General features: G+C 57.3%; 5 protein-coding genes and 2 pseudogenes. 3 read left to right on the forward strand and 4 right to left on the reverse strand.

Features of this window, described 5'->3' with window-relative positions:
- The first annotated feature begins 44 nt into the window (after positions 1-44).
- Positions 45-5201 (forward strand): AvrE-family type 3 secretion system effector, encoded by a 5157-nt coding sequence (locus AC4ANK_RS22470; RefSeq protein WP_460384443.1) that lies wholly within the window; start codon positions 45-47, stop codon positions 5199-5201.
- Between the two features lie 48 nt (positions 5202-5249).
- Here AC4ANK_RS22470 and AC4ANK_RS22475 read toward each other — a convergent pair whose 3' ends face one another.
- From AC4ANK_RS22475 to AC4ANK_RS22485, 3 genes and pseudogenes are all read right to left on the reverse strand, one after another.
- Positions 5250-5639: a type III secretion system chaperone gene (locus AC4ANK_RS22475; protein WP_002552395.1), complete on the reverse strand. Its 390-nt coding sequence runs from the start codon at positions 5637-5639 to the stop codon at positions 5250-5252.
- A 77-nt stretch (positions 5640-5716) separates the two neighbouring features.
- Positions 5717-7950 (reverse strand): annotated as a pseudogene (locus tag AC4ANK_RS22480) (restriction endonuclease).
- Entirely contained in the window at positions 7947-8441 is a 495-nt protein-coding gene (locus AC4ANK_RS22485) for a CesT family type III secretion system chaperone (RefSeq protein ID WP_002552394.1), read from the reverse strand. Before AC4ANK_RS22485 ends, AC4ANK_RS22480 begins: the two are co-directional and overlap by 4 nt.
- 303 nt (positions 8442-8744) lie before the next feature.
- Here AC4ANK_RS22485 and AC4ANK_RS22490 point away from each other — a divergent pair, with 303 nt between their 5' ends.
- Complete coding sequence (locus AC4ANK_RS22490) at positions 8745-9992, forward strand: pectate lyase (protein ID WP_002552393.1); 1248 nt, start codon at positions 8745-8747, stop codon at positions 9990-9992.
- A gap of 86 nt (positions 9993-10078) precedes the next feature.
- Here the strand turns inward: AC4ANK_RS22490 and AC4ANK_RS22495 are convergent.
- A pseudogene (locus tag AC4ANK_RS22495) lies at positions 10079-11451 on the reverse strand (type III effector).
- Between the two features lie 460 nt (positions 11452-11911).
- Between AC4ANK_RS22495 and AC4ANK_RS22500 the strand changes: the two are divergent.
- The gene (locus AC4ANK_RS22500; RefSeq protein ID WP_460384440.1) at positions 11912-12856 is read left to right on the forward strand and encodes a bestrophin family protein; all 945 of its coding nucleotides are present in this window, start codon (positions 11912-11914) and stop codon (positions 12854-12856) included.
- The last annotated feature ends 93 nt before the right edge of the window (positions 12857-12949 follow it).

Raw genomic sequence — 12949 nt, forward strand, 5'->3', positions numbered from 1 at the left:
TGCATCAGGCTGTCATCAGTGGCACATGGAGAGGGAGATTCACCGTGCATTCATCATCGATCCACCGCAACACCGGGAGCATCATTCAGCCGCCAGTCCCGGCAAACACGAACGCTGCAACGGATCTACAGCAAAAAATCGAACAACCCAAACAACGCTCCTCGCACTCACTGAGCAGTGTCGGCAAGCGAGCGCTGAAGAACGTCAGCAAACTGTTCCAGAAATCCAAGGCACCGCAGCAGAAAGCGGCCACGCCTCCCACCGTAAAAAACGTCAAGCCTTCACAGCCCACTTCAAATTCGAAGACAGCCAAAGACAAAGCGCCTGTATCTCAGTTATCGAGCAATAGTCTTGATGACCTGGAGGATACGCGCCAGCCAGTGACGCGTGCGGGGCATAGCGGCGCCAGCACTTCCGGCACCAAAGCCCAAGACCCGGACGAGCCGGCGACGCTCCAGAGTTCTCGGCAATCGATGATGACGCGCAGCAACGGAGGCCGTTTCGAGCTGAAAGACGAAAAACTGGTTCGCAACTCAGAGCCACAAGGCAGCATTCAACTGGACGCCAAGGGAAAGCCTGACTTCTCCACGTTCAATACTCCCGGCCTGGCCCCATTGCTGGATTCCATTCTCGCCACCCCCATGCAAACCTACCTGGCCCATCAAAGCAAAGACGGCGTGCACGGCCATCAGTTGCTACAGGCCAACGGGCACCTGCTGCACCTGGCGCAGGACGACAGTTCGCTAGCCTTGATCCGCAGCAGCAAAGAAGCACTGCATATAGAAGGAAAGAAACCGCCAGCGGTGAAACTGGAGCGTGAAGACGGCAACATTCACATCGACACCGCCAGCGGACGCAAGACTCAAGAGTTGCCCGGCAAGGCGCACATCGCTCACATCACCGGCGGGCTTCTCAGGCACGACGGCGAGCGTATGCGTGTGCATGAAGACCGGCTCTATCAGTTCGACCCGCTCAGTGCTCGCTGGAAAGCGCCTGAAGGCACGGAGGACATTGCTTTCAATAGTCTGGCCACAGGCGGCAACGGCTCGGTCTATGCGAAAAGCGACGATGTGGTAGTCGACCTCACGAGCCCTTTCATGCCGCACATCGAAGTCAAGGATCTGCAGTCATTTTCGGTGGCACCGGACAACAGAGCGGCATTGCTCAGCGGCAAGGAGACTCAGGCGATCCTGCTCACAGACATGAGCCCGGTGATTGGCGATCTGACCGAGAAGAAAACAAAAGCGCTCGAACTCGACGGCGGCAAGGCGCAAGCGGCTGCGGTCGGCCTGAGCGACAACAAGCTGTTCATAGCAGACACCCAAGGCAGACTTTACAGCGCGGACCGTAGTGCATTTGAAAGCAATGACCCGCAATTGAAGCTGACGCCCGATCAGGCAAACTTTCAACTGGCAGGCCTGCCGCTGGGTGGCCACGACAGCGTCACCGGATTCATCAACGGGGATGACGGCCGTGTGCATGCATTGATCAAAAACCGCCAGGGCGAGATTCACTCCCACGCACTCAATGAGCAGGATTCAAAACTGGAAAGCGGCTGGAACCTGACCAATGCTCTGGTACTGAGCAACAATCGCGGGCTGACCATGCCCCCGGCGCCCACCGCCGCTGACCGGCTCAACCTTGATCGTGCGGGTCTGGTTGGCCTGAGCGAAGGACGCATTCAGCGCTGGGATGCGACGCCCGAATGCTGGAAAGACGCCGGTATAAAAGATATTGACCGCCTGCAACGCGGTGCCGACAGTAACGCCTATGTGCTCAAGGGCGGCAAACTGCACGCGCTCAAGGTGACTCCTGAACACCCCAACATGGCCTTTGACCACAACACAGCGCTGGCCCAGACCGCGCGCTCGACAACAGTCGAGATGGGCAAGGAAATCGAAGGCCTCGACGACCGGGTGATCACAGCCTTTGCAATGGTCAGCAACAAAAGCTTCGTCGCCCTTGATGACCAGAACAAGCTGACCGCCCACAGCAAGGATCACAAACCCGTCACTCTCGATATCCCCGGCCTGGAAGGCGATATCAAGAGCCTTGCTCTGGATGAAAAACAGAACCTTCATGCGCTCACCAGTACCGGCGGGCTTTATTGCCTGCCCAAGGAAGCTTGGCAATCGACAAAGCTGGGGGATCAGATGCGCGCCCGCTGGACGCCGGTTGCCCTACCTGGGGGTCAGCCGGTCAAGGCACTTTTCGCCAATGACGACAACGTGCTCAGCGCCCAGGTCGAAGACGCCGAGGGCCAGGGTCTGATGCGGCTCAGTGCAGGCAAATGGCAAGCTTTCGAGCAGCGCCCGGTAGAAGAAAACGGTTTGAATGATGTGCACTCGCGAATCACGGGATCGAACAAGACCTGGCGAATTCCAAAAACCGGGCTGACGCTCAGAATGGACATCAATGCATTCGGGCGCAGCGGTGTGGAGAAATCCAAAAAAGCCAGCACCCGCGAATTCATGCGCGCCAACGTCTACAAAAACACCGCAGAAGTGCCCCGCTGGATGAAGAACGTTGGCAACAGTATTCAACATCGCCACCACGGTCGTCTGGGTCTGAATGAGGTTTATGAAACCGAGTCCATGCTGTTCAAGCAGTTGGAGCTGATCAATGAGTCCGGCGGCAGGCCGCCAGCCCCGGGCAAGGATTTGAAAGCGCGCATTGCCGCACTGGAATCAAAACTGGGGCCTCAAGGCGCTACGTTGGTCAAGGAACTGGAAACCCTGCGCGAAGAGCTGGAAAATCACAGCTATACGGCGCTGATGTCTATCGGCCAAAGCTATGGCAAGGTGAAAAACCTCAGGCAACAAGATGGCATTCTTAACCAGCACGGTGAGTTGGCCAAGCCGTCGGTGCGCACCCAGTTCGGCAAGAAACTTGCTGAGCTGGGCACAAAGCTCAACTTCAAAAGCTCTGGACATGACCTGGTCAAGGAGCTTCAGGACGCCTTGACTCAAGTTGCTCCGTCTGCTGAAAACCCCACCAAAAAGTTACTCGGCACGCTGAAGTATCAAGGGCTGAAACTCAGCCACCAGAAAGCCGATGTACCCTTGGGGCAGCGCCGCGATGCCAGTGAGGAGCATGGCCTGAGTAAAGCGCGTCTGGCGCTGGATCTGGTCACGCTGAAAAGCCTCGGCGCGCTGCTCGACGAGGTCGAACAGCTACCGCCGCAAGCCGACATAGATCCGTTACAAAACAAACTGGCGACGCTGCGTGATGTGACTTACGGCGAAAACCCGGTCAAGGTGGTTACAGACATGGGCTTTACCGATAACAAAGCGCTGGAAAGCGGTTATGAAGCGGTCAAGACATTCCTCAAGTCATTCAAAAAAGCTGATCATGCGGTGAGCGTCAACATGCGCGCAGCCACAGGCAGCAAGGACCAGGCGGAACTGGCCGGGAAATTCAAAAGCATGCTCAAGCAACTGGAGCATGGCGACGATGAAATCGGGCTGCAACGCAGTTACGGACTGAACCTTACCACCCCGTTCATCATTCTTGCCGACAAGGCCACAGGAATATGGCCAACGGCAGGTACCACCGGCAACCGTAACTACATACTCAATGCCGAGCGTTGCGAGGGCGGCGTTACCCTGTACCTGATCAGCGAAGGTGCGGGAAACGTAAGCGGTGGCTTCGGTGCCGGCAAAGACTACTGGCCGGGCTTTTTTGACGAAAACCATCCTGCTCGTAGTGTCGACGTCGGTAACAACCGCACATTGACCCCCAACTTTCGCCTGGGCGTGGACGTGACAGCCACCGTCGCTGCCAGCCAACGTGCCGGCGTGGTCTTCAATGTTCCGGATGAAGACATCGACGCATTCGTCGACGACCTGTTTGAAGGCAAGCTGAATCCATTGCAGGTGCTTAAAAAAGCAGTAGACCATGAGACCTACCAGGCTCGGCGATTCAACTTCGACCTTACGGCGGGCGGAACTGCCGATCTACGCTCTGGGATAAACCTGACCGAAGACAGAGACCCGGATGCCGATCCCAATAGCAATTCGTTCTCTGCGGTGGTACGCGGCGGATTCGCGGCGAACATCACCGTTAACCTGATGACCTACACCGATTACTCGTTGACCCAGAAAAACGACAAGACCGAGTTGCGCGAAGGCGGCAAGAACCGCCCGCGTTTTCTCAACAACGCAACGCTTGGCGGGCAGCTTCGCGGGCAGCTTCGCGGGCAGATCGGCGGCACCCACACGGCCCCCACAGGCACACCGGCCTCCGCCCCGGGACCGACGCCCGCGTCACAGTCAGCCGCCAACAATCTGGGAGTAGCGGTCAATTTCAGCGTAGAGAACAGGACTGTCAAACGGGTCAAGTTTCGCTATAACGTCGCCAAGCCGATAACCACCGAAGGTTTGGGCAAGCTGTCTAAAAGCCTCGGCGAGGCATTCAAGGACAGCACGACCAAAGCAAAACTGGCCGAACTGGCCGACCCGCTGAATGCGCGTTACGCAGGCAAGAAACCGGATGAGGTTATTCAGGCGCACCTCGACGGCCTTGAAGAACTGTTTGCCGACACTCAATGGCAGAACGACAAGCAGTACAAAGCGCTTCGTGGTCTGAAACGCGGGGCGGTCGAGCATCGGGCATCAGTCAATAAGCACAGCGTGATGGATAACGCACGTTTTGAGACCAGCAAAACCAACCTCTCCGGCCTGAGCAGTGAAAGCATACTCACCAAAATCATGGGCTCAGTGCGTGAAGCGAGCGCCCCCGGCAATGCGGCCAGGGTTGCCGAGTTCATGCGCCAGGACCCGAAACTCCGCGCCATGCTCAAGGACATGGAGGGCAGCATAGGGACACTGGCGCGCGTACGGCTGGAACCGAAGGACTCGCTGGTCGATAAAATCGACGAAGGTAGCCTGGACGGCACCATGACCCAAAGCGACTTCTCCGCCCTTCTGGGAGACCGCAACCAGATGCGCATCAAGCGCCTGGTGGTATTCCACACCGCGACTCAGGCTGAAAACTTCACCTCACCCACCCCCTTGGTCAGCTATAACAGCGGAGCGAATATGAGCGTCACTAAAACGCTGGGGCGCATCAACTTCATTTATGGCGCAGACCAGGACAAACCGATTGGTTACACCTTTGACGGCGAGTTGTCGCGGCCATCGGCGTCGCTCAAGGAAGCGGCGAGCAAGTTGAAGCAAGAAGGGTTTGAACTGAAAAGCTGAAAACGCAAACAGTGAAAAAAGCGCCGCTTTTACGCGGCGCTTTTTTATTCAAGCCTGTAGAAATGCGCGAGCCTCACGAGCCTGGGAAATGAAGCCGCGAGTCACGTCGCAGAACGCCGGCTCATCGAGCGATGCCAGTTCACGCTGGGCGCATAGACGTACATCGCCCTGATCGACAGCAAACCAGCAACCGTGCAAACGGGCGACGTCGAAGTTCAGGCTCAACAGGCGCTGTAGATCAGTGGAACGCTCCGGACAACGGCCTACTCGGCAATGAAAGACGACCATTTCGCTGTGCTCGGGCAATTCGATGACCGCCGCTTCGTTGTTCTGGCCGTCGTAAAGGGCGCATACGCCATTCTGCAAGGCCAGTGATGTACCGAGTTGGACGCCCAGAGCGTTGATGAAGCGGGCAAAATCGGGTGTCGGGTTTCTCATCGTTATAGTCCTTTAAAGTTAAAGCAGTCTGAATCAGCCGGACAGCAGACAGGTACGGACTGTGCCCGGCGTTGGAATCAACGCGGAGCGAGCAAGCCTTCTTCGAGCGCCCGCAACTGCTCGTCGTCAAACGGAACGGAGGGTGCCGGCCGCTGCACTGTGGGGCTGGATGGCGGCGTTGGGGCCGTGTTCCGGAGCTCGTCGACGGACCCGCGAGCTTCAGGCGGTTTTGCTGGCGTAAGCGCAGCGCGTGCTGACGACACGCCGTTCAGCGCACCGTCTGCCAACACTCGAACCGTGTCCACGGCGATCTGGGTTGGCAGCTGCAACGCGCCTCGGCCCATGTGATAAGCGCTTTCCATAGCCCTTGGAATACCGCTCAACGTGCTCGGCTGGAAGGTATGTGGCAGCGATGCCCTGTTCGGGTGGCGGATGTTGTTCAAGGCTGTTTCGGTACGATCCAGCATCGGCGTTGCGCCTCCCATCCCCGCATCCTTCAACGCCTTGGCTTCGGCGGTGACAGACTGGTTGGCGTAACGCGTGGACAGATAGGAAATCGAGCCCTTTGCGGCCAGAGCCATATTGCGCAGGATATTCCCCGCACTGAGCGTACCCCGCGCGCCTTCCGGCTGGGCTGTCACGGGCGGCAGTGCCGAGGTCAGCGCCGAGCTCTGAATACCCGATATTGCCTTGCTGTAGAACGTGGTACGTACCGAGGCTTCGCGCAGGTCCATACCTTTGGCCAGGTCCTTTTTCAGCTCTGTCTCGGCTCGGTCTGGCGTGACTACCGGAATTTTGCGCTCTGCGGGATCGACATACGTCGACTTCAACTGCAAAAGCGTTTGCGAACTGGCAGACACCGCCCCGCCAAAGCCGGATGCCAAGGCTCTTGCACTCAGCGTCTGACCATTGATCTGGTGTAAATCGTTGAGCATCTGGCGCACGGCCTGTGAACCACCAAAGGCACTGTAAGCCATCAGTTCACCCACCGGATGGGTGGACGAACCCTGGACCTTCTTCTGGTTCAGCACCGCGCGTTCGCCCTTGACGAAAGCCTTGTCCTGAGCGATTTCCTCGGGCGTTTTTCTGATCAGCTCACCGTGCTCGCTTTTCAGTTCGAAGGGGTCAGGAATCACCGAATTGGTATCGATAGCCTTGAGTGGCACCATGTTCAAGCGCTCGTTCAGGCCAGTCTTCTGCAAGGCAGCCTGAAACACCGGTTTCACTACGCTGTTGACTGTCTCGTGGGCAATGCCCGCGACCATTCCGGTTATCGCCGCCTTGAGCATGCTGGCGTCGCTGCTGGTCTCAGGCACCTCCTCTCGCAGCTTGTCACTGGTAGACAAACGCACATAACCCAGGTGCGTCATTGACGACATGAACTGCGGAACCGCAGCCGCAACAACCGGCCCGGCACCTTTCCAGCCGCCAACCGAGTTGCGGGCAGTGACAAGATCACTGACGACGGTGTCCAGTTGTGTATGTGCGGCGACCGAAGCAAGGCGTTTGGCCTCTGGCGACTTGACGAAATCGGCGTGCAGGCCGACCAGAGTGGTTTTCGCATCAACCAGCGCCTGTCTGTTAGCGTGCAAAGCGTCCTTGGCGCCCTCTTCGGCACTTTGCAGGCTCACATCCAGTGCAGCGATGTGATCATCCAGCGACACGATGCCTTTGCCCAGCCCTTCGCCGATTGCCTTGCTCGCACGACCGGCGTACTCGCCAACGGCTGTCTGACTGACGGCAAGAGTCGCCCGATCCTCGTTGGCATGCGGGCCTGTCTTGGTGGGCGTAGCGTCATGCATCAACTGAAAGTGCTCCAGTTGATCGGCGACCGATTGCGCGAAGCCCTTGATCAGTTGACCGACTTCGGCTTTGTCGGGGGCCTGACCCGGCTGGGTAAACTTGTCCAGCAGTTGTTGCAAGTCCGAACCATGAAACTGCTTCAGTTGATAGCGCTCAGGGGAGAGACGCTCGGCCATGACTTCAAAAGGCAGCTTTTCAGCTTGCAGCAAGCTGCCAATCAATAACGCGGCACGCGAGCTGATCATCGGCGCGCCGCTGACCGGAGCCGTCGCAGGCTCAGCCTTGAAGGCCTGCAAAAGCTGCGTGTGTCGCGCCGCAACATTCAGCCGCGCGGCACCGGTAGCCGAGCTTTCTGCTGCGTGCGGCCTTGCCTGATGGGAGTCAGCGGCGGATTCATGCCTGGCGTCACTGCATTCGGGTGAGCGGTCTGGGCGGAAATAGCATCGTGCTGCTGGTTTATCCGGGCCAGCTCGATGCCGCCCGATCCACCGATTCGCGGAGTGTTCATTGAAACCTCCCTGAGGCCGACAGGCTCTCGCGTTTGGCTGCCGTGGCAACAGGCTGCTCAACCGGGGCACCTGCTGTTTTGACCCGCCCGATGAACCCATGCTCGCGCCACTCGTTCGCCAAATCAGCGAACGACTTCATCAACAGCAGCACGCCTTCGGCAGAGGCTCGCTCCAGGCTCACGGAACCCATAAGCAATACCCGACTGGTCTGAGCATTCCAGGAGAAAACCGGGCTATGGGCACCCGAGAACATATGAAAATTAATGTCCATCAACGCCAGCAATGCAGCGTCACGATTGCGTGTCGGCAACGCTCCCATGTCGCCGTAAATCAAAACAGCACGGCCCTCATCGCGATCCTGATACTGAAGTGTGAAGTCCACTTCGCTGATTTTGAAATTGGCAGACTCGTAAAAACGTTCAGGCGTGGAAATAAGGCTGAGCGCGCAGATTTCATTTATCAGGGTGTGGTACGAGTCATTATTGTTCATTTCACGGCCTCTGAGTGCGATATGAGACCACACCGTTTTTCTGTCGGTGTGTTCCGCACTGAGTCGAATGTAAAGGCGTTTTGGTTCCGTGTGCTCGTCAAGCGCACCAGGGATGGCGTATTGAAAACATCGCCATCAATAGCGGCGAAACGGGAACCGCTCACCTCGCTTTGCCACTCACTTCGAGCGACATCTGGCGAATTCCTCGTCGACCTATAGAACTGACAGGGACACGGCGACCGACGCTGGTAAATCCGGAAGACGACGCTGGTTCATATGTCCACCCCATCGAGGTAAAACATCATGAGCATCGGTATCACCCCCACACCCTACCAACCCACGTCAGCCGCGCTGGACTTCTCGGCGCTGAGTGAAAAAAGCCCGCAGACAAACACCTTCCACGATGAGAACGCCCCACAGGCCGTAGACGCTGGTGCCATGCTGTTCAACAGCGCCGCACCGAAAAACGTCAGTTTCGGGCAACCTGACAACAGCGTGCAGAGCCCGCAGGATGCCAACAACACAGCAAACCCCGAGTCCAACCTCATCAAGCTGTTCAGTGCATTGATTGTTTCACTGCTGCAGATGCTCATGAACCTTAATAAAAAACAGGACACAGATCAGGACTCGAGCGAGTGGCAGGACCCTTTTCAGAACAATGGCGGGCTCGGTACGCCTTCAACCGATAGCGGGGACAGCGGTGACGGCAGTACGCTAGCCGCAACGGGCGATGGCGGTGGCGATACGCCGACTGCAACAGGCGGTGACGGCGGCGATAGCCCTGCACCCACTGCAACAGGTGGCAACACGCCTTCTGTCGAAGGCAGCAGCGAGAACGATGGTGGCGTAACACCGCAAATCACACCGCAACTGGCCAACCCCAACCATACCTCAGGCACGGGTCCGGTTTCGGATACAGCGGGCGCCAACGACCAGGCAGGCAAGGTCATTGTGGTGAAAGACACCATCAAAGTCGCTGCCAACACAGTCTATGACGCACACGGCGCAACCTTCACCGCCGACAAGTCGATGGGTAACGGAGACCAGAGCGAAAACCAGAAGCCTTTGTTCGAACTGGCAGAAGGCGCCACCTTGAAAAACGCTAACCTGGGTGAGAACGAAGTGGATGGCATACACGTGAAAGCCAAGGACGCCCAGCAAGTCACCATCGATAACGTGCACGCCGAAAACGTCGGGGAGGACATGATCACCGTCAAGGGCGAGGGAGGCGCAAAGGTGACCAATCTGCAAATCAAAAACAGCAGTGCTGAAAACGCAGACGATAAGGTTGTCCAACTTAACGCGAACACTCATTTGAACATCACTGGTTTCGAAGCCAACAATTTCGGAACGCTGGTTCGCACCAATGGTGAAAAGCAGTTTGATGACATGAATATCAAGCTGGACGGTGTAGACGCTAATCACGGCAAGTTCGCACTGGTAAAAAGCGACAGCGAAGACCTGCAGCTGGAGACCAGCAACATCGCCATGACCGATGTCAAACATGCCTATGATAAAACCAAGGCCTCGACCCAACACACAGAGCTTTGAATCCCAACCGGACAGCTGGAAAAAAGGGGTGGCCTCACTCGTTGAGCCCACCCCTTTTTACCGTCTAATTGCAACTTACAGTTTGCTTACGACCGCCCAGGCTGAAACGGTGTTTCACTTGGAGAAGCCGCAATACCACCCTCTTCGATATCCGCTTCACGAGCGGGACGATGACGCAGGTTATTGACCGTGTTGCGCAAGCTGGCACCGGTATTGACGAGCGCTTCCCCGCCTTTGTCTTTGACGGTTTTCGCCAGTTTTACGGTCTGGTCGGCGACATAACCTGTCGTACTGGACGCAGTCGACTTCACCGTGTCCTGTATGAACGACTCGGCTTTTTTAACCGCAGGGTCAGTCGCCAGTGCAGCGGTGGTCCAGCCTGCGAAAACGCCTGCCGAACCCGCCAGGTTGGTCAACTGACTGACCGCAGCACTGGTCGCCGGATGGGTAATGTTTTTCGTCGCCATCTCCTGCAACTTGCCTCCCCCTGCGAAACCGCCCGCCAAGGCAACACCGTTTTGTACCAGACCGGTTGCCGAGACCAGACTTCTCACCGCCTTGAGCCCGTCAGTCGCGATGTCCAGTGGCAGGCCGGCCATCCGCTTGCCAGCGTTAAGCGCCGCACCTGAGTAGCTGGCCGACTTGATCGCGTTGTAAGCATCGAGCCAGTCGGTTTCTTCATTCAGGTCAGCCTTGGGCTCTTTATCCTTCAGGCCGAGCACGAATGCACCACCACGCAGGTGATCGCGCGACTGCACACTGAGCATGCGGTTGCCAAAGCCTGCGTTGGCAGCCAGACCACCCGCCGCCGACACGCTGATGTCAACAGCACTCTGGACTGCTGGTCTGGACGCCAGTGCCGGCGCCAATACCGTGCGTACTGCGTTGCGCGCCGAGTACGTTTGCACCGCAATCCCCATGTCCACAACCTGCCTGCCAAGCCCTGGCGAGTGGCGTTTCACGGAAGTAGCCATCGCATCATGGATGCCTGTCCGGCGAGGTGCTCAGATAATGCAGATCACCCGTCGCGCGATCCATCATCTTGGTGCCCACCTGGTCCATCGCTCCCGACAGCGCCCCGGAAATAAACGGGGTTAGCGGCTTGAGTGGAGCAGGTAGCCAATCGCCCTTGTTAATCGCCGGTTGCATGTACTGAAGCACCGAAGCCGCGGCAAATGGCGTGGCCCGTAACGCGCTTGATGCCGTAGTCGCCAATCGGTCGAACTTTTCCGCCTTGGCAAATGTTTCTCCGATGCTTGCACGGGTTTCGCCCTGCTCGCTCAAACGCCTGGCGCGCGCATCGATCAGCGCATCGATCTGCTCGTTATGAGCATGAATGGCAGCGTGGTCCTCCAATGAGTCGGTCAACGGCAATTTGTGTGCAGCGAACACATGATCCTTCAGGTAATCAGTAATCGCATGCAGATTGTCCTGCGCACCGGGAGCTGACGGACCGCACAGAACTGGAAGCAAGAGGCGCGTCAGACGCGATTCGAAAGCTCTCCATCTCGATACCGGGCGGTTGTGGGGCGGATCGGTTGATGTGCATGGAAATTCCCTCTCGGTCTACGGAGTTTGAACAGCAAAACGCTGAGGCGGGCTTGTCCGGAACGAGTAGTTGCGCGAAAGCAATGCAGCGAAGTGTCGATCAAACAACGCCAGAAACAGCGAAACGTCCGGCTACCCGCCAATTGAACAGGATCGACAAAGGCTGTGTGGTCCCGGATCCGTTGACGGTTCCAGTGCATGACCTGTGCATGCCGAACTCAAAGGCTCCAGCCGAAACAGCACAGCAAACCGTGTTGAAGATTACGCACCTGGAAATTAAGCGGGCTTTAAGGCAAGCGGCGTAAGTTCGCGGCATAGCGTGTTCAATGAACATGCACAGCCTTTTTCCAACCCAGCAAGGGAGTGCCGTAATGACGGGTCTTTTCGAAAAAAAATGGCGGTGCATCAGCAGAACAGTGACCTATGTTGGCTGGTCGCTGTTCTGGCTTCTGCTCTGGGACCTGGCTGTGACGATGGATGTCATGCTGATCGAAGGCAAGGGCATCGATTTCCCGCTGATGCCTCTCACGCTGCTTTGCTCGGCATTGATCGTGCTGATCAGCTTTCGCAACACAAGTGCCTACAACCGCTGGTGGGAAGCGCGTACGTTGTGGGGCGCGATGGTCAATAGCTCACGCAGCTTTGGCCGCCAGGTGATTACACTGATTGAAGGTAATACCGATGATCGCAACAACTCGGTGAAAGAAGTGCTGTTTCATCGCCACGTGGCCTACCTGCGGGCACTGCGGGCCCATCTCAAAGGCGATGTCGGCACCGCAAAACTCGACGGACTGTTGTCGGACGCCGAAATTCGTCGGGCCTCTGATAGCAATAACTTTCCCAATGACATTCTGAACGGCTCGGCAGCCATCATCTCCGAAGAGTTTGCAGCGGGACGCATCGACAGCATTCGTCTGGCACGACTGGAGTCGACCATGGTCGAACTGTCCAACTGCCAGGGCGGCATGGAACGCATCGCCAACACACCTCTGCCCTACCCGTACGTCTATTTTCCGAAGCTGTTCAGCACCTTGTTCTGCGTCATCATGCCACTGAGCATGGTAACCACCCTGGGCTGGTTCACCCCGGCGATATCCACAGTAGTCGGCAGCCTCCTACTGGCAATGGACCGTATCGGCACCGACCTGCAAGCGCCCTTCGGCAGCAGTCAGCACCAGATTCGCATGGAAGACTTGTGCAACACCATCGAAAAAAACCTGCGTTCGATGTTTAGTGCGCCGGAAAAGCAGCTGCTGTGGACAGGCTCGCAAAGCGAGGACGGTGATGCTTGGAAAGCGCATCGGCTGGCCGTTTGAGGGGCGGATATAAGCGCTAGCGGCCAACCCTGCAAATTTTCACAGCCCAAGGAGGTTTAGAGGCGTAGCGTCGATGATCATCCCGTCGGCAGG

It is taken from the genome of Pseudomonas sp. Pmew2 (assembly GCF_058129885.1).

Excerpts from the sequence above, each read along its gene's own strand:
- AC4ANK_RS22475 (WP_002552395.1), bottom strand. The coding sequence starts at position 5,639 with ATGAGAAACCCGACACCCGATTTTGCCCGCTTCATCAACGCTCTGGGC.
- AC4ANK_RS22485 (WP_002552394.1), bottom strand. The coding sequence starts at position 8,441 with ATGAACAATAATGACTCGTACCACACCCTGATAAATGAAATCTGCGCG.
- AC4ANK_RS22490 (WP_002552393.1), top strand. The coding sequence starts at position 8,745 with ATGAGCATCGGTATCACCCCCACACCCTACCAACCCACGTCAGCCGCG.
- AC4ANK_RS22500 (WP_460384440.1), top strand. The coding sequence starts at position 11,912 with ATGACGGGTCTTTTCGAAAAAAAATGGCGGTGCATCAGCAGAACAGTG.